The organism is Faecalicoccus sp. LCP19S3_E2 (genome assembly GCF_052121255.1).
In the GTDB taxonomy this organism is placed as follows: Bacteria; Bacillota_I; Bacilli_A; order Erysipelotrichales; family Erysipelotrichaceae; genus Faecalicoccus.
Map to the genome: position 1 here is coordinate 30,428 of NZ_JBQKEP010000009.1, position 22,417 is coordinate 52,844.

General features: G+C 34.9%; 22 protein-coding genes. 6 read left to right on the plus strand and 16 right to left on the minus strand.

Going from position 1 to position 22,417, the window contains the following annotated elements; genetic code table 11:
• From ACTQX6_RS08925 to ACTQX6_RS08945, 5 genes are read right to left on the minus strand one after another with little or no spacing between them, the layout of a single operon-like run.
• On the minus strand, window positions 1–435 hold the full coding sequence (locus ACTQX6_RS08925) for a PTS sugar transporter subunit IIA (protein ID WP_441657425.1): 435 nt from the start codon (window positions 433–435) through the stop codon (window positions 1–3).
• A 23-nt stretch (window positions 436–458) separates the two neighbouring features.
• Window positions 459–1,715: a PTS transporter subunit IIC gene (locus ACTQX6_RS08930; RefSeq protein WP_168966786.1), complete on the minus strand. Its 1,257-nt coding sequence runs from the start codon at window positions 1,713–1,715 to the stop codon at window positions 459–461.
• A gap of 20 nt (window positions 1,716–1,735) precedes the next feature.
• Complete coding sequence (locus ACTQX6_RS08935; protein WP_168966788.1) at window positions 1,736–2,044, minus strand: PTS sugar transporter subunit IIB; 309 nt, start codon at window positions 2,042–2,044, stop codon at window positions 1,736–1,738.
• Window positions 2,041–3,099, minus strand: coding sequence for an alcohol dehydrogenase catalytic domain-containing protein (locus tag ACTQX6_RS08940; RefSeq protein ID WP_168966790.1), 1,059 nt, complete (start codon window positions 3,097–3,099; stop codon window positions 2,041–2,043). Before ACTQX6_RS08940 ends, ACTQX6_RS08935 begins: the two co-directional genes overlap by 4 nt.
• Window position 3,100: 1 nt before the next feature.
• Window positions 3,101–3,775: a class II aldolase/adducin family protein gene (locus ACTQX6_RS08945; protein ID WP_168966792.1), complete on the minus strand. Its 675-nt coding sequence runs from the start codon at window positions 3,773–3,775 to the stop codon at window positions 3,101–3,103.
• A gap of 237 nt (window positions 3,776–4,012) precedes the next feature.
• On the opposite strand from ACTQX6_RS08945, the gene ACTQX6_RS08950 reads away from it, so the two are divergent.
• Window positions 4,013–6,127: a BglG family transcription antiterminator gene (locus ACTQX6_RS08950; protein ID WP_441657426.1), complete on the plus strand. Its 2,115-nt coding sequence runs from the start codon at window positions 4,013–4,015 to the stop codon at window positions 6,125–6,127.
• A 79-nt stretch (window positions 6,128–6,206) separates the two neighbouring features.
• Here the strand turns inward: ACTQX6_RS08950 and ACTQX6_RS08955 are convergent, their stop codons facing one another.
• The 11 genes from ACTQX6_RS08955 to ACTQX6_RS09005 all read right to left on the minus strand — a co-directional run bounded on the left by ACTQX6_RS08955 (window position 6,207) and on the right by ACTQX6_RS09005 (window position 16,438).
• Window positions 6,207–7,022, minus strand: a complete 816-nt coding sequence (locus ACTQX6_RS08955) for an HAD-IIA family hydrolase (protein WP_441657427.1) — start codon at window positions 7,020–7,022, stop codon at window positions 6,207–6,209.
• Between the two features lie 8 nt (window positions 7,023–7,030).
• Entirely contained in the window at window positions 7,031–8,392 is a 1,362-nt protein-coding gene (locus ACTQX6_RS08960) for a sn-glycerol-1-phosphate dehydrogenase (protein WP_294687256.1), read from the minus strand.
• A 9-nt stretch (window positions 8,393–8,401) separates the two neighbouring features.
• A complete protein-coding gene (locus tag ACTQX6_RS08965; RefSeq protein ID WP_294687259.1) occupies window positions 8,402–9,256 on the minus strand; it encodes a class II fructose-bisphosphate aldolase in 855 nt (284 codons plus the stop codon).
• Window positions 9,257–9,271: 15 nt separating this feature from the next.
• Window positions 9,272–10,315 (minus strand): zinc-dependent alcohol dehydrogenase, encoded by a 1,044-nt coding sequence (locus ACTQX6_RS08970; RefSeq protein WP_294687262.1) that lies wholly within the window; start codon window positions 10,313–10,315, stop codon window positions 9,272–9,274.
• 67 nt (window positions 10,316–10,382) lie between these two features.
• Window positions 10,383–11,228 carry a PTS system mannose/fructose/sorbose family transporter subunit IID gene (locus ACTQX6_RS08975; protein WP_294687265.1) on the minus strand — a complete coding sequence of 282 codons (846 nt, stop codon included), beginning with the start codon at window positions 11,226–11,228 and terminating at the stop codon, window positions 10,383–10,385.
• Between the two features lies 1 nt (window position 11,229).
• Entirely contained in the window at window positions 11,230–12,021 is a 792-nt protein-coding gene (locus ACTQX6_RS08980) for a PTS mannose/fructose/sorbose/N-acetylgalactosamine transporter subunit IIC (protein ID WP_206198264.1), read from the minus strand.
• A gap of 49 nt (window positions 12,022–12,070) precedes the next feature.
• On the minus strand, window positions 12,071–12,547 hold the full coding sequence (locus tag ACTQX6_RS08985; protein ID WP_168966201.1) for a PTS system mannose/fructose/N-acetylgalactosamine-transporter subunit IIB: 477 nt from the start codon (window positions 12,545–12,547) through the stop codon (window positions 12,071–12,073).
• A complete protein-coding gene (locus tag ACTQX6_RS08990; protein ID WP_168966203.1) occupies window positions 12,529–12,972 on the minus strand; it encodes a PTS sugar transporter subunit IIA in 444 nt (147 codons plus the stop codon). Before ACTQX6_RS08990 ends, ACTQX6_RS08985 begins: the two co-directional genes overlap by 19 nt.
• A gap of 115 nt (window positions 12,973–13,087) precedes the next feature.
• On the minus strand, window positions 13,088–14,536 hold the full coding sequence (locus tag ACTQX6_RS08995; protein WP_441657428.1) for a xylulokinase: 1,449 nt from the start codon (window positions 14,534–14,536) through the stop codon (window positions 13,088–13,090).
• 7 nt (window positions 14,537–14,543) lie between these two features.
• On the minus strand, window positions 14,544–15,383 hold the full coding sequence (locus ACTQX6_RS09000) for a class II aldolase (RefSeq protein WP_294687272.1): 840 nt from the start codon (window positions 15,381–15,383) through the stop codon (window positions 14,544–14,546).
• An 11-nt stretch (window positions 15,384–15,394) separates the two neighbouring features.
• On the minus strand, window positions 15,395–16,438 hold the full coding sequence (locus ACTQX6_RS09005) for a zinc-dependent alcohol dehydrogenase (protein ID WP_294687274.1): 1,044 nt from the start codon (window positions 16,436–16,438) through the stop codon (window positions 15,395–15,397).
• Window positions 16,439–16,659: 221 nt separating this feature from the next.
• Between ACTQX6_RS09005 and ACTQX6_RS09010 the strand changes: the two genes are divergently transcribed.
• The 5 genes from ACTQX6_RS09010 to ACTQX6_RS09030 all read left to right on the plus strand — a co-directional run bounded on the left by ACTQX6_RS09010 (window position 16,660) and on the right by ACTQX6_RS09030 (window position 22,237).
• Complete coding sequence (locus ACTQX6_RS09010) at window positions 16,660–18,576, plus strand: BglG family transcription antiterminator (protein WP_168966208.1); 1,917 nt, start codon at window positions 16,660–16,662, stop codon at window positions 18,574–18,576.
• A gap of 11 nt (window positions 18,577–18,587) precedes the next feature.
• Window positions 18,588–19,253, plus strand: coding sequence for a hypothetical protein (locus ACTQX6_RS09015; protein WP_294687279.1), 666 nt, complete (start codon window positions 18,588–18,590; stop codon window positions 19,251–19,253).
• Window positions 19,250–19,960: a ribulose-phosphate 3-epimerase gene (locus tag ACTQX6_RS09020; RefSeq protein ID WP_294687282.1), complete on the plus strand. Its 711-nt coding sequence runs from the start codon at window positions 19,250–19,252 to the stop codon at window positions 19,958–19,960. The genes ACTQX6_RS09015 and ACTQX6_RS09020 overlap by 4 nt, the downstream gene beginning before the upstream one ends.
• A complete protein-coding gene (locus ACTQX6_RS09025) occupies window positions 19,953–20,384 on the plus strand; it encodes a hypothetical protein (RefSeq protein WP_441657429.1) in 432 nt (143 codons plus the stop codon). Before ACTQX6_RS09020 ends, ACTQX6_RS09025 begins: the two co-directional genes overlap by 8 nt.
• Before the next feature lie 194 nt (window positions 20,385–20,578).
• Window positions 20,579–22,237, plus strand: coding sequence for a Na/Pi cotransporter family protein (locus ACTQX6_RS09030; RefSeq protein ID WP_294687285.1), 1,659 nt, complete (start codon window positions 20,579–20,581; stop codon window positions 22,235–22,237).
• Window positions 22,238–22,417: the final 180 nt, after the last annotated feature.

Here is a 22,417-nt window from a genome sequence, read left to right on the forward strand (position 1 = left end):
TTAGTCTAAATATTTACTTAACTTATCTGGTAAATCCTCTAATTTTGAATGATAAAGGTCAGATAACTGATCATAGTTATAAAAAACAGACATTAAATTTTTTAATGTGTTCATATGTTCCTGAGATCCTGTAAGAGCTAAATTGAATATCATTTGTGTTTCAATTATTTGGGAATCATCATCCATTCTTCTAAACTTTACCGGCTCATCTAGAATCAGCATACAAACAGCATTCTGTATTACTCCTGATATCTCTGAATGAGGCATTGCGACTGGAATTTCACTGGGAAGTCCAGTGGGAAATTCCTTTTCGCGAGCAATACAATTCATTTTAAAGGATTGATTTACACAGCCTTCTGTAAATAATTTATTTGCGCATAATTCAATGGCCTCACTATCTGTATCCGCATGACCTTTTATTGCAAAATATTTCATTTATTTCCTTCCTTATCAAACCACTAGACCATAAAGAAATGATGAATCATTCCTAACAAGACATTCATTAAATTATAACCAAAGAATGAATCTGTCACTGTTCCTGAAACTTCAATTCCAGTTACATGCATCATCATTGTTGCCTCCGGTGCTAATAAATTTGTCATGAAAGCAATAAAGTATACCATAATCAAACAACTAATCATTGTGCGAATAAAATTTCCTCTGTGAGCTAAGGTAGGCATAACTGTTGTATAACAAATTACACTTAAAATTCCTACAGGAAAATAGCTCATATCTGGAATAATAAATGCACAAAGAATTGTAAATGGAATACATAAAGCTGTTGCGGTGATACATGTTGGATCCCCCAATCCTAGACAAACATCCATACCTACAAGCAATTGTGTACTATCTCCGGTCCAGCGTTTCATAAACTCATTTGCGGCTGTACCAATAGGAGTTATCCCTTCCATCATTACAGCAACCATTTTTGGAATTAAAACAAGCACGGAGGCAAAACCAATCGCCATGGTAAAAATAGTTGTTATAGGTTGTTGAGTTAACAATCCTAAGATAACCCCAATAATAAGGCCAATAAAACTAGATTCACCAAATACACCAAGCTTTGAGCTTAAATGATCAATATTAATATCAATCTTATTAAATCCCGGGATATGATCATACAGCTTATCCAGAGCTCTGAACAATGGATACATTAAAACAAATGATGCAGTAGAACAAGTTGTGCCTTCTAATCCATAATATTCTTGCCAGGCTGGAGCAACTTTTTCACCAAACTTAATTGCGACAATAGCCATGATTAATGTAATGACTATTCCAATCCAAATGTTATTAAAAATCGCATAAGCTAATGCTCCTGGAATCAACATATGAATGAAATTCCAAATATCTACATTAATAACTTTAGTTAATTTTAAACGAATCATGATTACGTTAATCAAAAATATAACTGGAACTACAAATGGTGCAAATGGTACAGACCAACTAGCGGCACCAACAGAAGCCCAACCCATATCTGTAACTGTAAAACCTGAACCCATTGCCTGATAATAGGAAACAGCTGGGTCAATTGTCGTAAATAACAAACTAATTACTAATGATAAACCTTGGAATCCAATTCCAACCAGTAAGCCTGCTTTAAGTGCTTCCCCAAACTTCATTCTAAAGATTAAGCCAATGATTAATATCATTACTGGCAATATGGCAACAGCTCCCATATTTAATAAAGTTTGCACAGCGTTTAATAACCAATCCATAAATTCTTCTCCTCTATTATTTATTCATCTCTTTTAGCTAATATTTCATTGCATGTATCTATAATTGTCTTTGATACTTGATCTTTGCCAATACCACTGATTAATCCAAAAACTTTAATTAACGGACAATCCAAGTGGCCTCGATAATTTGATGTGGTCATTACAATATCCATATTTTTTGCAGACGATTGAATTGTCTGAACAGTACCTTTGTGCACATTTACCGGTATGCCTGCTTCTCCACAAATTTTTTTAACTTCTTCAGCTGCAACGGAACTCGAAGCAATCCCACTGCCACAAGCAACTAATATTTCAACTGGTTTTTTCATAATAAATCTTTGTTGACCTCCTCGTTTGGTATTAATACAACTTTAATAGCTTCTCCTGTTTTTGTTAAACGAATGCCCTCATTTATCTTACTTAAGGGAAGAACATGAGTAATAAACTTTTTGGCTTCAAACGCATCGGAAAGGGCTAGATGAAAGGATTGTTCCACCTGAATACTATTCGCTCCATAATGACCATAAATCCATAAACCATTGTAATGCACATAATTTGAATCTACTTCAGCCATTGAACCTTTAGGAACTCCTCCAAACCATACAGTAATACCACTCTTCTTTGTCATATAAAGGGCTTGATTTTGTGATTGTGTAGATGGATTTGCTGAAATTACTTTGTCAGCCCCTTTTCCATTCGTGATTTTTAATACTTCTTTTACAGGGTCTTGTACAGAACTGTTAATGATATAATCTGGTTCAAATCTTTTCGCAATATTCAATCTTGTTTCATTAATATCAATTAATATGACGGTAGTAGCTCCTCTTAAATGAGCTAATTGAACATGGAAACAGCCAATAGGACCTGCTCCTATAACGACTACTGTGTCACCGTATCGAACATCAATATTATCTTGGCATGCATAGACGGATGATAGCGGCTCAGCTAATGTGGCAGCCACAATATCCTGATTAGCGGGTATTTTAAATACAGCATCTCTACTCAACTGTTCCTGGGTGACAACATAATAATCGGCAAAACCACCTTGTCTTCCTATATAGTCTGTGGCATTTTCGCACATCTCCGAATGGCCTGATCGACAGGGTTCACATTGACCACAATGGGCAACTGGATAAACATAAATATTTTCACCTACATCATATCCAACTACATTGCTTCCAACTTCAACGATTTCACCTACTACTTCATGTCCAAATACATGAGGATATTTACCCGGTAACGAATCACTAGTTAAATTTCTGATATCGGATCCGCACAAACCAATAGCTCTAACATTAATCAGTAAACCATCATTAGGACATGTTGGTTTTTCTATTTCTTCGACACGAATATCATTTGGTCCATACATTAAAGCTGCTTTCATTTTATTTATTTCCTCCCGGTCTCTTTGCCAATTTCATTGATTCTAACTCTTTATCACTAAGATTATGTAATTGCATTTGTTTTGCTAAATAGTATATTTTCATTACTTCTTCCGTTGCTTCAACAATAGAGCAAGCTTGTTCTAAATCCTTACCCACACAGACCAAACCATGGTTGCCCAATAGGACAAGATTATGATTTTGAAGTGCCTCCGTTAATCCATTAGTAATATCTAAGCTTCCTGGTTCGCCATATGGAATACATGGAATATCATCATGTAATATTGTAAATGTAGTTGAACATTTCATTTCGATGCTCATTTGGCAATAGGCGTAAGCTGTAAGAAACGGTGCATGAACATGAACTACTGCATTGCAATCTTGCCTAGCTTCTAAAGCTACTTTATGAAGAAGATATTCACTTGATCTTTTTCTATTTCCTTCAATCTGATTATCTCCCTTTAATACCGCGATCGAATCTTCGTCTAAAAATATTTTCCTTGTTCCAGAAGGTGTAATATATAACAAATCATTCTTTCTATCATATATGGAAATATTCCCCTCTAGTGAATTGACTAAATTCTTTTGGTCCAAAATTTTCGAGTACAGTATGACTTGTTGTTTAAAATCACTTGGTGTCTCTGGTTGATTTAAAGTCTCTGTAGGTAATACAGTCATTTTATTATCCTCTCCTTCTTGTATGCATTAGATTCCGGATATCTTGAATACGCTTACATTATTGATTAAATGTCTATTTTTGAAAAGACTTCTTTATTTCCACACAGTGAAACTTAGTGTATTAATATCTTTGATTTCATGAGAAGAAAAAAAAGATACTATTTGTCAAAAATTTATATGCTATTATTTTAATGAGTTTTATAAATATCTTATGATAATTAGAGCAGGTATTTTAGTATGGAAAAGAAATATGAATTGAGTCAAAGGATAATAGATATAATTAACTGTCTAAGTGACAATGAAAAAGCATATACAGTTAAACAACTCGCAAGCCAATACAATGTAACCGTTAGAACGATATATAATGATTTGAAGTCCATCAACCAATTTCTTTATACTTATGGTTTCAAATTATTGATTATTCAAAGCGATGGACGCATCATACCAAGTCAAGATTTTTTTCTATGCAGATCTTTTCTAAAAATTGATGATTTTTATTATTATCGATTATCACGTCATGAACGTGTCATCATTGCTGCAGCTATGATAATGTTAGAACCAAACTATATCACCATATCTCAAATTGCTGATACATTGTATTTCAGCCGAACAACTATTGTAAAAGACCTTCCTGACATTAGAAAGTTCCTATCTGGTTTTTCTTTGACTTTGCAGACATATCCCAATAAAGGCTTACATGTTGAAGGATTAGAAATAAATATCAGAAATGCTTTGACTGAAATATTTAATCCAGAAAGTTTAAATCATGAATTATCTAATTATTTATTAAATAATCGAATAATTTTATCCAATAAAAACATTAAAATCATCGATAACATTATTTCAGAAATTGAGATGGAATATCAGATAAACTTCAGCGATCAATCCTTTCATGATCTTCGATATTTTTTAATTATACTTATTGATAGAAATGCCAATTGTCACTATATTAGCAGGCACAGAAAAGTAAATGGTGAAGAATATCATATAGCCAAAGATATATTAAGATATATTTGCCAATATTGTAAAATACATACAACTGAGGCCGAAGCGTATTTATTAGCATTGAAAATTAAAAATGAAATCATATATCAATCAACCATTACAAATAATAAAGAATCTATCGCGATTCAGGTTTGTGCTCGAAAATTAATTAGCGATGTATCAAAATCCATGCACATAGATTTAACCAGCGATTATCAGTTGTATGAAAACTTATCAAACCATTTAACTTCAATCTATAACCAATATATTGTTACTTATATCGACAATCCAGTCATATCTGATATACAAAAATCGCAAAAAAAAATAGTCGATGCAGTAAGTAAAAACATAAAACCAGTTGAGAATTTTTTCGGCAGAACATTAACCAATAAAGAAATTATATATATAGTCATACACTTTTGTGCAGCCATTGAACGATATAGGAATTCTAAAATCATTTACGATGTTGTAGTTATTTGTAATGCAGGAGTAGGAACATCAGAATATATCGCAGCAAAACTTAAAAAAATGTATCACCTAAATATTGCCTCTGTAATTTCTTCACATCAAATATCCAAATTAAAAAAAGATAGTGCTGATTTTTTGATATCAACCATACCTATACAAAATGCGCCGATAGATTTTATTGTTATATCATCACTTCTTAATGAAGAGGATTATAGGACAATTGGAAATAAAATCGCAGAATTACAGGCAAGAAAACATACACCTATTCGCCAACAACAAGAGGAGATTACAGCTGGAGATATTGCAAATGTCATAAGACCAATCCTTTATAACATGATTCCTGATAATGCAGAAATTATTTATAAAGAAATAAAGAAGCAGCTACGTAGTTTTTTTAATCATACAAAAACATATCAGGAAGAGCTAACTTCACCTTATTTACACCAGCTACTATCACCGAATTTTATTCAATTAAATATAATGGCCACTGATTGGATAGATGCTATTAGAAAATCAGCTATGCCGTTATTAGAACATGGATATATTGAGCAGGATTATATATCGAACATGATTGAAAACGCTAAAGAACTAGGTCCTTATTTTTGTTTAATGCCCGGCCTTGCCATTCCTCATGCAAGTTTGGAATCAGGAAGCTATAAAACAGGAATGAATATGATCAGGCTTGAAAAGCCTATTATATTTAATTCTCCTGAAGTTGATCCTATAAAATATGTCATAACATTAAGTGCAGTAGATAATAAAACGCATTTAAAAGCACTTTTTCATCTCCTAAATCTATTTCAAAACGAGGAGTTTAGAAAAGAATTAGATAATGCAAATAGTTCGTTACTTGTAAATCAAATAATTGAAAAGTATGAATATATTCTGCCAGACAACTAAAGAATACTATTCAATACACATAAATTCTAAAAAAAATAGCTAGAAGATGATGCAAACCCTCTAGCTATTTTTTAAATTTTTACATCTTGTCTAAAAGATTAGTCAAAAGACCAATATTATCAACCATAATATCCGGTTGTGTAGAATAATTCTTCAGTTCTTCTTTTTTCGTTTCTCCGCTTAATACTAGAACACTAACGATATCACTTCCCTCAGCCACAGCAATATCGGTATACATACGATCGCCTATAATGGCAATCTCTTCCGGTTCTAATTTTGTCACTTTCTGAATATATTCCAGTGTCCTTGGACTAGGCTTACCAAAAAACTCTGGATATACCCCAGTGCTGGATTCAATACATCTTGCGATACTACCACAATCCGGTATGAACTCTCCCCCTTCTATGGGGCAGTTCAGATCCGGATTAATACCGTAATACGTCTTCCCATGCCGAATAAATGTGCAGATCTTCTCCAACTTTTCATAAGTTAAAGTCGTATCAAAACCTAAAATAACAACATCCGGATTTCCATCATCTAAGATCCATCCATCTTTTTCAAATGCCCTTAACAAGGCCGGTGTACCCACTACATACAGATGTTCCCCTTTATGATGTTCATGTAGATACTCCAGTATAACATCCGTAGAAACCATCATTTGATCTTCAGTAATATGAATATTCATTTTGGATAATTTAGAAATATACGTATCTAAATCTTTCGATGAATTATTCGTAAAAAAATAATACTTACGTCCCGTTTCTTCTACTTTATCAAGAAACTTATGGGTATAAGGAAAAAGTTCATTCCCCAAATAAATCGTTCCGTCCATATCTAGAACAAAGGCCTTTATTCCCTTCATTCTTTCTTTGATCTCATTTAAATCTGTTAACATAAACTTTCCTAGTTCGAACGATAATATTGTACAAATGCATTACTGTAATCTTCCAATAACCCAAGATCCCATAGCAATTGCAACAATCCGTAACGAACACGTACCTCTTTTGCCAAAATTAAGCTGTCTTTGGTCATCATTTCATCAATGCCTACCTGCTCAGGACGGTATGCGGCTTCAACTGACTTCAAAATTTGAACAACATATTCAGGTTTAGGTAAATCATTTTGTATAACTGTTTTAATATCTTCCCATTTGTTTGCAATGGTATCAATACGGTTCAATGCACTTTCAATATTATTCTTTCCAGCCTTCTTTTCTAAAGCAATAACACCATTTGCAGCTCCTTCAAACTTATCTTTGACCAATGCTTCCCATTTCTCATAATCAAATGCTTTTACTTTTTGTTTACACTGTTCAAAGTCAATATCTTCATTGATCAGCTTATACCATAGCGCTATCACCCCCGGGGTTGCCAACCCTACTTTTGTTCCGTGGAAAACAGGAGGCCTATGTTCAAACAAAAATTTCATTTCCCAATAATGAGATACATGATGTTCGCTGCCGGAAGCTGGTCTTGAATTGCCAACAAAGCCCATAGCCATTCCCGTTTCGACAAGGGCTTCTGTTATGGCTTTTATCGCTTTTTTATCTCGAGTTAGTACACCATTTGCGTTATCAACAACTTCTTGAATTGATTTATACACCATATCCACAATTGTCTTACAATAGTATTCTTCATTAATGATATGTGCTATTTTCCAATCAACCAAACAGTTATATTTTCCAATAATATCACCAAGTCCTGCTTTGATCATATCAATCGGCGCATTTCTTAAGACTTCCAAATCTCCAAAAATAGCTGTAGGTACATGGCAATCATAGGTTGTCTTAAGATCGTCAGTAATTAACGCAGCACCTACAGAAGCAAAACCATCCATGCTTGGCGCAGTTGCCACAATACCATAATCAAGTCCAATTTTTTTTGAGATAAATTTGCTAAGATCGTTAAGAGTTCCAGAGCCTATTCCAAGAACATAATCATATTTTTGTTTCATCCCTAAAAGAATTTCAAAGACAGCTTTCTCATTGGGAACAACTTCGCCTTTTAAAACAATTGAATCTAAAGCAAAACCCTTTTTGACCAGAAAGTTTTCTAATTCTTCCCCATAAGCTTGCTTAGTATTTTCATCTTCAATTATATAGATATGTTTGTATCCTTTTTTCGACAAAAAATCAGCAATATCCTCTTTTACATTGTCTTTTATTTGGACTGTAGAAAGATTTGTCGTATGAATTCTTTGACAATCGCATTCAAAAACTTGACCTAGATAATCATTGATTTCAAAATGTTCTGCATCAATTCTCATAATAATCACCTAATTCATGTTCACAAAACAACGCATTGCCGATTCTACATCTTTTTGCATCGCATCCTGGCCGGCTTTTGCGATGTCATGGAAATATTTTGTTGGGCAAGCTGCACTGGCACCTTCCCCGCCGGCTTTATCCATATAAGTAAAATAATTGATTTTACGCACTCCGTTGGCTATAACTTTTTTATAATCCTCATGGCTTACTCCACTACCGCCATGCATCACAATAGGAACTCCTGTCGCATCACTTAATTCTTTTACTAGATCAAAATCTAGATTTGGTTCAGAAAAATATTCTCCGTGAACTGTTCCGAAAGAACAAGCCAAGCAATCAACCCCTGTTTTTTCAACAAAATCTTTTGCCTCTGCCGGATCTGTATAATTACTTCTATCTGATTTACGGTTTTCAGTAATCCCTTCATTATTTAATGTAATACCTGCCATTTTTCCGATTTCAGCTTCAATACTTACATTATATTTATGTGCCATTTCAACCGCTTTTTTAGTCATTTCTACATTTTCATCATATGGTAGAGCAGAACCATCAAACATAATGGATGTAAATCCCATTTTTAAAGATTTTTCAATATAATCTAAATTAATTCCATGATCCAAATGTACAACAACAGGCACTTTAGCTTGTTTAGCCATTAACACCATAACAGGTCCAATCGTATCCAAATCCATAACGTTGTTTTCTTCATGAGTTTGAGCAAAGGCAAGAATTGTAGGCATATTCAATTTCTCTGCTGTATCCAATACCGCTAAAATGTTTTCAAAATTTACAACATTAAAAGCACCTATTGCGATTTTTTTCTCTTCTGCCATTTTAAAAATATCATTCAAAGTAGCTAACATGATGATCCTCCTTGTTTATTTAGAAAATTGAACCATGACTTTATAAGTATCTGGTCTACAAGCGCATTCCATAGCTTCTTTAATTTCCTGATATGGATAAACTGCTTCAATTAAAGGCTTAACATTAATAATTCCTTTTGAAATACAGTCAATTGCTTGTGCAAAAGTTTCAATGGTACCATTTTGTGTACCAGTCACTACAATTTCCTGCGAATGTAATCTTCCGGCATCGACTAAAATCGGATCATTAGGATGAATCGAACTAAACATGTTACATACCCCACTCTTTGCGGTCATTTCAATTGCCTGAGCCGCAACCGATGGAATTGCCGTTGTATTTTCTACAACGTTTGCACCGCGACCCCCTGTTAGTTTTTTTACTTGTTCAACCGGATCTGATTCCAATGGATCTATTACCACGTCAGCTCCCATTTTCAAACCAAATTCTCTACGAGCTGCATCCGTTTCACTCAAGATAACACGAGCACCTTGTTTCTTTGCGCATAATACATGCAAAAGACCCATTACTCCACCGCCAATCACAACTACATCATCACCCATCTTAATATTAGAGCGATTGATACTGTTGATAACACATGCAAGCGGTTCTGTAAATGCCGCTTGGGCATCCGGAGTTTCTTTTGGATATACATATAAATGTCTTGCTGGAACAGCCACATACTCAGAGAACCCGAAGAACCCTGAAAGTCCGTCTGGATTAAAATAAGAAGTTCCTTTTGTGAAATTTGCGCAAATATTTTCATGATGATGTTTACAGTCATAGCATATTCCACAATCATCGATAATATATGGGATTACATGATCTCCGACTTGAACCATTGACGGATCTACATCATTGCCTATTTTTTCGACAACAGCACTGTATTCATGACCGCCCACACGAGGATATGACCATTTGCTTCCCTTATAATCTCTTACATCATTTACACAAATCCCTGAAGTTAAAACTCTAACTAAAACCTCATCTTCTTTAATCTCCGGCATTGGAATATCTTCAATAGAATATTTGCCAGGTTCAACCAATACACAAGCTTTCATTTTATTTCCTCCTCTAAATAAACAAAAGAAGAGACACAGCATATTTCACCAGTCTCTTCCTTTCAAATTATGCTGTTAAAATTCCAGTAAGTCCTCCAACAACACCAATGATAACAATTAGAATAATAATTTTGATGGAAGTCCAGCGTTTCTTCATCAACCAGTAAACAAGCATCGTAAATCCTAATGGAAGAATCTTTGGCATAACGGCATCAAACAAAGTTTCCTGTACATTAAAGGTGGAACCAGAAGTTACAATTTCAAGACCGCAGGAGCAAGTAACATAGTTGGCAATCAAACCACCCATAACCATGCATCCCATGACTTGAGCACCTAACAACAGTTTGTCCAATACCCCTTTCTCAAGGAAATCCATAATGGCATCCGAACCTTGCTGATAACCAAAGAAGAAGTTTGCAAAACTAAACACATAAGAAATCGCAAGCATCAAAATTAAATATGCAATAGATCCCCAAACAGTACCAGTTAACGTGATATCAATACAAATTGCCAATAAGATTGGAATCAATACACCTTGATAAATGGTATCACCGATACCAGCCAAAGGTCCCATCAAAGAAGTTTTTAAAGAAGTGATAAAATCACCTGGAATCGGCTCACCAAGAGATTTCTGCTCTTCCAATGCAATGGCCATACCTAAAATACAAGAACCAAATTCAATATGAACGTTAAAGAATTCCATCTCACGTTCCATAACTTCTTTACGTTTGGCTGCACCATCAGGGTCATCTTTATATAAATAATTGATGACCGGTACAAATGTATGTCCACAGGCCATACCCATCATACGTTCATAGTTATAACAACACTGTACCCAAGTTTCCCAGTTGAAAGCTGCATGATACAAGGCTTTCTTAGGAATGACATGTTTAATTTTATTTTGTTCTGCCATGTTAGAAATCCTCCTCTAATTCAGCTTCCTGTGCAATTGAGCTTTTATCATTTCCATGTTTGTAAGCTAATTGGACATAGATCAAAGCAATCAATAAAGCAATTACACCTAAAGGTAATAATCCTAATCCAGAGTAAACTGCAACGACAAATCCGAAGAATAGGAACACGCGACTCTCACCTTTAAAAATATATTGTAGAGTAATCGCAATACCTAGTGCCGGCATTAATCCACCGATAATCTGGAATATTTTTAATGGTGTTCCAGAAAGCATCGTTACAAAATCCTGGATATAAGCAGCACCGAAATATGCAGCCAATGAACAAGGAATGATACAAATTACAGCAGCCATGATCTGTGGTAATAATACATTGGAGATCCAAAGACGATTATATTGTTCTTTTTCTACAAATTTATCTCCGACATGTACAAAAATTGAATCCAATGTCATACGAGCATACCAAACTAATGTTCCTAAGATACCAATTGGAACTGCCAATGCCAATGCTGTATCAGCATCCAGTCCACCAGTAATGGCATAAGTGGCACCTAAAGTACCAGCTAAAGCCATATCAGCAGGCATGGATCCACCAGCTGAAATGAATCCTAGGTAAACCAAGTTGATAGAAGCTCCGACCATAGCTCCTGTTAGTGGATCACCTAAAATAATCCCGGCAATCCAACCACAAACCAATGGTCGCTGAATGGTCCACAAACCAACAAATGGAAGGTTTGCTTCACCGATCCAATACAAGATTCCCAGAAGGACAGCTTGTAAAACCGAAATTGACATAAATCTTTCTCCTCTCTTCCTATTATGTTTATGTCTGCAGATTCTGTCGCTATAACAAATTTGAAATATCGACAACCTTCTGCTCAGGTACTAATTGATAATAAACATTCACACCTTTTTGTCGCATACGACGGATCGAGTCGACTTCTTCAGGACTGGCAGACACATTATTTACAAATGGTTTTCTATCACCACGAATGCCCATTCCTCCAAGACAAACTTCTTTGATATCAACTCCTCCATCAATGAGTTGTTCAAATACAATAGGTGTTTTTGTTAATACAATAACTCTTTCTCCACCTGGATCTGGTTTCTGTAAAGCTTTTGTAGCTCCTTCAACTGTCAATACAGCTACTTTAGTTCCCTGTGGAGCTAATGCCATCAATACGCGTTTATTAAACTTGTCCGCAGCTACCTGATCGTCAACAATGACAATTCGATTTGCGCTTAAACTAGGTGTCCATGCAGTAACCACTTCACCATGTATCAATCGGTCATCAACTCTAGCTAAAACGATGTTTCGCATTCTTCATCCTCCTCTTCCATTTTCATCATGTCCGCAAGATATTTACGGACATCTTGTACTGTGCTTCCGGCGAGTTTCATTGCTTCTTCACAAATTTCCTCTGCATTTTTACCGTTACTTCTCATAATCAAAATCTCCATTAGCAATGGAACGTTTATCCCTGTTAAATGATAGACATCGTATTTGTTCATGAGTTGCACAACGGCATTAAATGGACTTCCGTAAAAAAGATCTGTTAAGACCAAAATTTCTTCATTTTCTTTAGCCTCTTTAAATTCTTTCTCAATGTTTTCTTTTAGGATGTCTACCCCTTGCTCAGGATATAGTCCAACATAGGATAAATTCTCCTGCGGGCCAAGGACCATTTCCATCGTTTGATACAGCCCTTTCGAAAAAGAACCATGAGATACTAAAATAATTCTCATATTATCCTCCCTCCATTAAGTACGGTTTTGAAACATTCGACTGAAAGCGTTTACATCTTACGGTCTAATTGTAAACAAAACCTTGTTATATTTATCACAATGAAATTCATATTAATTACGCAATTTCTTTCAAAGCTGTATAGATCTTCTTATATTTGCGATACCCTTCGTTGTATTTATGCACACGTTTTTTATCCGGGTAAAATATTGCTTGTGGTGCTTCTACTGCGTATTCCAAATCCATTTTTGACTGTAGAGCCAGAAGGCAAACACCAAAGCATGGAGATGCATTGCCCCTCACCACTTCTAATTGAACATTTAAAATAGAAGAAAGTATTCTCATCCATATTTCACTTTTCGTTCCTCCACCATTAATGCGAATCTTCTGTGGCCAGTTTTTCAATCCCATATTCTCCATAACTTCTTTTAAAGCGTATCCTACGCCTTCCATCACCGCCTGTGTCATATCTTTTCTTTTCGTTGATGCACTTAATCCAATAAATGCTCCACGAATATCCAAATCTTGATAAATGAGTTTGTCTCCTGTTATATGCGGAAAAAACAGCACACTATTATTGCCAAGATCATCTTCCAGGATATTTTTCTGATCTACCCCAAAATCCGATGTCTGTACTGCATTTTCCACCCACCATCTTTGTGCTCCACCAGCAGAACGGACTGTCCCTTGTACGATATTCACAATATGATTTCCATCCTTACTAAAAAGAACATTTTTTCCTTTTCCTTCAAAATCCCCATCTTCTTTAGCTATTAAAACTACGCCTGATGTACCTAAAGAAATGACAGGATCTTTATGCTCGATAAGATGTAAAGAAACCGCATTCGCCGGGTTATCTCCAGTACCTACGATGACTTCTGGTGCATTCTTGCATTTCAACTCATCACAGATTTCCGGTAACACTTTACCGACTATTTGACAACTTGGCATAACTTTACCCAAAATACTTTCTGTTACTTTGCATTTCTGCATCATAATACTCGACCACATTTTAGATTGAATATCATATATTGAGCTTGTAGAAGCATCGCAATAGTCCTGACTATATCTACCCGTTAAAAAATAAACAATATAATCATAAGGAGTAAGAATATGGCAAACTGTTTTAAAGCGTTCAGGGTGCTCATTATGAAACCATATTGTATTCGCAGCCGGAGATCCAGGAGAAATGATTTTAGAAATGTATTTCGTTTCTGGATACGTTGAAAGTTCTTTTTTTAGTGCTGGTACAATATGGGCTGTTCGCAAATCATTCCATAATATAGCTGGATAAACAGGTTTTCCATTTTTATCCAAAAAAACCGTCGTATGCATTTGCCCGGTTACACCAATCACAACTTCTCCTTTATCACCAATTACATCCATTGCTTCTTTTAAGCCTGTCATTACAGCATCAGTCCATACTATGGGGTCAATTTGGCGATAACCATCTTTTAACTCCTGATATTGATATGAATAACTTTTTTCAAATAAAACTTGTTGTTTTTCATCCAATACTAATGTTTTTAAAGAAGATGTCCCGATATCAAATCCAATCGCAAACATAGTATCCCTACTTCATGTCATTAATAATCAAAACTAAATCACTAGCTGTCTTGGCCACATTTTCTACGGCTTTCTTACACAACCCAAACAAATTTGCTTCTTTGTGATTCTTTTCATATGCTTCTCCAAAAGTTTTGATATATGCTGACCTTAAATCGGAACCGTAGTTAATCTTCAACATTTTATATTGTTTCATTGCTTTGACCTGTTCAAACGGTATTCCAGAACCACCATGAAGAACCAAAGGCACCGGAGACACTCCGGCTATTTTCTTCAACAAATCAAGATCAACTTTTGGTTCTACATCAAATCCATGTACATTTCCAATAGATACAGCCAATAAGTCACAACCCGATCTTTCAACAAATTCTCTTACCAGCGCCGGATCTGTATGACAGTCTGCTTCACTGACATGATCATCCTCTTTGCCCATAATGGCACCTAGTTCAGCTTCTACTGGAATATTATAAAAATGACAGTATTCTACCGTTCTTTTCACTTCCGCAATATTCCCTTCAAAATCTTGATCTGATGCATCTACCATGATGGAAGTAAAACCTGCATCTACACACGCTTTTACATCCTCAAAACTTTTTCCATGATCCAAGTGCAAACCAATAGGTGTATCCGTCCCTTTTAAAAATTTATTAACCAGAAAGGCAATCGTTTCCGGATCCGAAAGATGAAGATTATTTGATGAAATTTGAATCATCCCCGGCATATGTACTGAGTTCAATCCTTGAATGATGGCTTTGGTCATTTCCAAATTCGTTGTATTAAAAGCTGGCAACATAACATTACGTTTTTGAGCATAATCCATTAAATCAAATCCATTGACTATTTTCATGATTGTCCCTCCTAGTCTGAGAATTTAAGCATGACTTTATATGTATCTGGTCTAGCTGCATATTCCATAGCTTCTGTCACATCTTTATAATCAAATACTTTGTCAATTAAAGGTTTGACATCAATGATTCCTTTTTCTATGCAATCTACAGCCTGTGCAAAAGAGCATTCCGTTGGACTAACTGTCCCAGTAACCTTGATTTCCTGAGAATGTAGTCTACCTGCATCAACTAAGATTGGATCATTCGGATGCATGGAACTAAACATATTTACCGTTCCACTTTTTGCAACCATCTCAATAGCCTGACTGGCAACAGCAGGAATAGCGGTTGTGTTGTATACAACTTGTGCTCCCCTTTGTCCAGTCAACTTTTTGACTTCTTCTACTGGATCTGTATGAATAGGATCAATGACTTTATCAGCTCCCATTTTTAATGCGATTTCTCTTCTCTTTGCATCCGTCTCACTTACGATGACATAAGCGCCTTGTTTTTTGGCACATAAGACATGAAGCAAACCCATGACACCACCACCAATAATCACTACATCATCACCCATGCGAATATTCGTTTTATTGATACTGTTAATGACACATGCCAAAGGTTCAGTAAATGCGATTTCTTCATTTGAAACAGAATCGCTGTAGTGATACAGATGTCTGGCTTTTACGCAAACATACTCGGCATAACCCATATATCCAGAAATACCATTTTCGTTATAAAATACTTTTCCGGATTCCGCAGCATCGCATAAATTTTCTGCATTATGCTTACAGCTATAACACATTCCACATTCTTCAATGATATAATTGACTACTTTCTGGCCTGGCTTAAAAAACGAAGTATCTACGTCAGTTCCAAGCCTCTCAACTATACCGGCATATTCATGTCCTCCTATGCGAGGATAGGTATACTTGGATCCTTTGTAATCTCTGACATCATTGGTACAGATTCCTGCTGTCGTCACCCGCAGTAATACCTCATCCGGTTTTGGTTGAGGAATTGGTAAATCTTCAATTTTGTAATGCAGTGGTTTTTCGATTACACATGCTTTCATATAATCCTCCTTTTTTGTTTATGCTTTTCTAAAGGCATTATAAAAAAGAAAAGATTGCGTTTTTTTTAATCATTTTCAGATTAATTACGCAATCTTTATTTAATTTTTATTGCATATTAATTACGCAAAAGGCAATATTTTCCACATTTATACTTCCGTTATTATAGTTATAGAATGTATAAAGTTTACTGTATCCATAAAAATAGAAAGGAGCATAGCAAATGTTGACGAAACGACAGGCAAGTATTTTTTTTGAACTCACTAATAAAGTGGGCTCTTGGTTCAAGGCAAATTATTTTTCCAGCAAATACAATGTAAGTCTTCGCACAATTCAAAACGATATCAAAGCGATAAAAGATTTTTCTTCTGTTAATAAAAATGCTTTTATAATTGAATCTAAAGTTCCTTTCGGTACCCGTATCAAAATTGTAGATAATGAACAATTTACTAAAAAACTCAATGAGATACGAATGCAATCTGATGAACTATCTTTAAATTATAAAGATGATCGTGTATTCAAGCTTCTACATTTTCTTTTAAACCAAAGGCAAAGTATTTCATTAACAAAATGTGCAGATTATATCTATGTATCGAAGTCTACCTTAACTACCGATTTAAAAGAATTAGAAAAACTTCTGAATAAATTCTCTTTACGCCTTATTCAAACAAAAGGGCTGGTATATATCGATGGTTTAGAGCGAGATAAACGAATATGCTTAATGGAAAATGACTACAGTTATTTCCAAATGATTCCCAGCAATTTAATATCTCCAAATGAATCAGCCCAGTTTGAATTTATACGACAAATTCTAATGGAAGAACTCTTAGACAAGCGATATCCCATATCCGATGTTGAATTTCAAAACATTATTATTTGGATCAATATTTCTATTAAACGCATCAGTAATTTCTTTTATCTGAATGAAGAAGATATTAGCGATGGACAAAATTATGACATAGAAATCGAAATTGCGAAAACAATATTTGATCGCATTGAAAAACATTACTTGATTCGTGTTCCACAAACAGAGATAAACTTCTTAGGTCTCTATATCAACAACCATAGTAATTTTAGCAATACCGATTATATATCTGAAGATTTAAACGCTTTTATTTTAGAAGCTCTGCAAAAAATATATGAAGTCTATCCAACTGACTTTAGACACGATGTAAATCTTCGAATGGAACTAGCCTTGCATTGTGTTCCCATGATTTCACGGGCACGAAATAATGTTCAAATAAAAAATGAAATGTTGGATTATATTAAACAAAGCTTCCCATATGCTTTTGATATAGCGACTTACTTTTCATATTTATTATCTCAAAAATATAAAATCAAAATAAAGGAAAGTGAAACAGCCTTTTTGGCCATTTATTTTAATAAAAGTATTCAGGAGTTATCGGCATTAAGGGGAAATAAAAGAATATGCATCATTACAAATTTAAAACGGTCTGAATATTTCTTATTAGAGCAATACTTATATGATAAATTTCAAAAGTATATTACTTCTATTACATTTGTGACAACAAAGGATTTAGAAATTTTAGATTTAGACCGATATGACTTATTTTTCTCAACGGAGGATAATCGTGCAACGGAATCCGGACTTGCGACAAAAATAAACTTTTTCCCTGACGCTAATGAACTAGAAAAAATTAAGGTACGAATCGAAGGATTTAAAAATGTAGAAGATATCATGAAGCTCTTTGATCCCAATCTATTTTTTATCAAAGACTTTACAAGAAAAGAAGAAATTCAAGAATGCTTGGTATCTACCGCAATGAAACTACATGACTGCAAAAATTTAAGAGAAGAAATTGAATTGCGCGAAGAATTAGGAAGTACCTACTTTGGAAACTCCATTGCGATTCTCCATCCAATGCACTCAACAACGAATGCTTCTTTTATTGGAGAAATCATATTAGAAAAACCGGCTCAATGGGATATTGAAGGAAACTATGTGAATCTTATTTTTCTGGTGTGCATCCAGAATAATAATTTAGAAGCCTTTAGAGCATGGGAATATTTATCTCCACTACTTTTTAACAATCAATTCAAGCAGGAAATTTTAACAGTAAATTCTTTTGATGAATTCAAAAAAGTTTGCGAAGAGAATTTGAAAATGAGTATGTATTAGGAGGTATTATCTTGACTGTTGTATTCATTATTGTAATTATTGCAATTGGTATTTTATGGATTTTCCCTAAATTCATGAAACAAAGAATTTATAAAAAAATGACCGATGCCCTTTCTCACAAAGAGTATGATACATTAGATGAAATTTTAGATAGTTTTTGGTGCACGTTCTCTTATAAGCCATATAACCGTGAATTTATGCGATTGACTTCCTATACTATGCAAGGCGACAGAAAAAAGATAGAAGAACAATATGCAACCATGTTCCAAAAGCTTAGAATGAGCAAAAAACAAAAATTACCATTAGCTAAACATGCCTTTTACTTTTATCTGGAAACAAGTCAATTTGAAAAAGCACATGAAATGCTCTCTGTTTGCAAGGATGATCCTAACACAAACGAATATCATGTGATGCAAATAATGTACGATATACTAGCCGATAAGAAAAGTAATCATATTCAAGAAATTAAAAAGAGCTTGGATCAACTCAAATCACAAAAAGATGCTTACACAAAAGAAGCTAATCGTGTTCGAATCGGAGTATATGAATATCTGCTTGGTCTACAGTACCATTATTTACATAATGTCAAAACTAGTCAATCTTATTTAAAAGCGGCATTAAAAAATTGCCGTCATACTCCTTATGAACCTCTAATTCAGGAGATGTTACAATCATGATAAATTTAAATAAATACAAAATCAATGCGTCATTAACATGTATTAATTTATGTAATATTAAAGATTCAATGCAAGAAATCAATAATTCGAGTATTTCAAATCTGCATTATGATGTAGTTGACGGAAGATTCAACAACTGTTTTATGTTCGGGGATCGCATGTTACCTGTATTTAAAAGTTTAACTGATAAACCCATTATTGTTCACTTAGCTTGTGAAGAACCTACATTATATATCCCTACATTTATTAAAAATAAAGCCGATGGAATCATAATTCATTACGAATCGAAATGCGATGTATTAAGTAATCTGAAAATCATCAAACAAGCAGGTTTACAAGCAATATTAGGCTTTTGTTGCAACACCGATGTTCCAGATGATTTTTTAACTTATGCTAACGAGGCAGATTCTATATTAAAACTAACTGTGTTCCCTGGTTTTTCAGGTCAAAAATTTTATAAACCGGCTTTAGAGCATATAAAGGAAATGAAAAAACGCATGGACAAAGAAAACATTTCTATCCCCATTGAAGTGGATGGGAATATAAACAGAAATACTATTTTATCTTGCGCAATGGCAGGAGCAACATTATTTACAGGTGGTACTTCCGGATTATTTAATAAAAATCATACATTACAAGAAAATCTTTCAATTTTATATAAAACATTGGAAAATGGAGTTAATGATGATGTCCATCACTATGAATGAAAAGAGCATGATGAAAGAACTGCTCCCGTTATTAACCGAAAGTGAAAAATATGTATCCGTCAGTTGGGCTACACTTTCTAGAACCACACCTAAACTATATGCATTTATTCTAGGTGATGCTCCTTCAACAACCGGTAATCTCAATAACTATTGTTATGTAGGAATCACCAAATCATTTTTGAATATAGTTCTCTTAAATCCTCTGGATGTTACCCGTGTAACTGGAAAATTTCATATTCCTTTAACACAAATAAAAAATATCGCAATTAAGAATAACTTTTTGCGTTGTACGATTACATTTTTCTTCGAAAATGAGAACTTCACTATGAGTTGGCTTAATGGCTCTGGAGGAACAGGTATTAAAGCTCAAAAACAATATATTCAACGCATGATTAAATTTTTATCGAAGTATTACTCCATATAATATATTTCTCTCCTGATCTATGTTTAGACCCTTAATGCATTTATATTGCTTTAAGGGTTTAAACTTTTTAATGTTTATCTCTTATAAAAAGATTATAGCTGTGTAACATCCTTTTAAGGATTATTTTATATTTTTTATTGAAATCATAGGCATTGCCTTTTATTATGTAGAAGTAAACCTTAAAGGAGAAAACTATGGATCTTTCTTTAATTTTGAAATTACTTGGGGGTCTTGCCCTGTTTTTGTATGGGATGCAGATGATGTCCGATGGTCTGGAAAAAGCAGCCGGTGACCGGTTGAAGACCATCCTGGAAAAGCTGACATCCAATCGTTTCCTTGGCGTGATCGTAGGTGCCTTGATTACTGCAGCCATTCAATCCAGCAGTGCTACAACGGTCATGGTCATCGGATTTGTAAATGCCCGTTTGATGACTTTGCAGCAGGCTGTTTGGATCATTATGGGTGCCAATATCGGTACGACCATCACCGGACAGCTGGTGGCACTGAATGTCAGTGAGATTGCACCACTGATCGCCTTTGCCGGTGTTGTATTGATCGTTTTCTTGAAGAATCCAAAGCTTCATTATTTTGGTTCGATCATTGCCGGTTTGGGTATTTTGTTTATTGGTATGGACATGATGTCTTCTTCTATGAGTCCACTCAGAGAATCCGAAGCGTTCATCTCATTGTTGACAAACTTTTCCAATCCTGCCATCGGTATTTTAGTAGGCGCTTTATTCACCGCTCTCATTCAGAGTTCTTCGGCTTCCTTAGGTATCTTGCAGGCTTTAGCCCGGAGTGGTTTGATTGGTTTGGATGGTGCAGTCTTTGTATTGTTTGGACAAAACATCGGTACTTGTATTACAGCCATTTTGGCATCCTTTGGAACCAGTCGAGAAGCCAGGCAGACAACGATTATTCACTTGAGTTTCAACATCATCGGTACGATCATCTTTACCACGGTTTGTCTGTTGACGCCGCTCACTTCCGTGGTTGCCGGATGGTCACCGGATAATGCAGCCCAGCAGATTGCCAATATGCATACGTTGTTTAATGTGGTCACCACCCTGTTGTTGTTGCCGTTTGGAACTTATTTAGCTGCCTTTGCCCAGCACGTTCTTCCAAGTGAGAAATTATCGGTGGATTCGGAGGGTTTAATGTATTTACAGCCTCTACCCAAAAGCAATAAAATCATTGGTTTATCAGCCATCAATGTGCAGCAGGTCAATGATGAAATAATGCGTATGATGAAGCTTGCCTATACCAACGTATCGGATGCTTTTGATCAGCTGATCAACTATAAAGAAGATCGTTCCAAATCGATTCAGAAACGAGAAGCGGCTGTTAACTTCTTGAACAGTGCGATCTCCAAATATATTACCGATGCCTTTGCCTATGGCAACTTAAATCAGGAAACTTCAAAAACACTTACCGCTTATTATACGATGTTAGTCGATATTGAACGTATCAGTGATTATGCGATCAATATGGATCGACAGGCTTTGATTATATCGAAAGAAACCACAAATGATGCCGAAAAAACAATCTTGCGAAAGATGAAAAAAAGAACTTTCAAAATGCATGATTTTATCTTTGATCTAAACAAAGCAAACAACTACAATAACCAAATCGATGAAAACACACAGGAATGGAGAACGGCTCAGATCCAGGGCTTAAAAGACAAAACTATTTCCAGTGAACTGGGAATTGCTTTCTCCAGAATCTTAACCGATTATGATCGAATCAATGATCATGCGGTCAACCTGGCTGAAGAAATCGATAAAATAGATAAAGGCTTACTTGAAACGATGATAGAAGAACATATATCTGTTCCAGAAGGCGCTGTTTCATAACAAATTGCATATTTATTTTATTTGTAAACACTGCTGATATACATATGAAATTTAATGACAAAATTGAGTGTGATTAACAAATTGACCATGCTTGATACTATGCTGTAATTCAGGTAGTCAAATGAGCAAAGTGCCTGAAACATAAAAAGGGAGAGTAACTCTCTTTTTTTGTGCTCATTA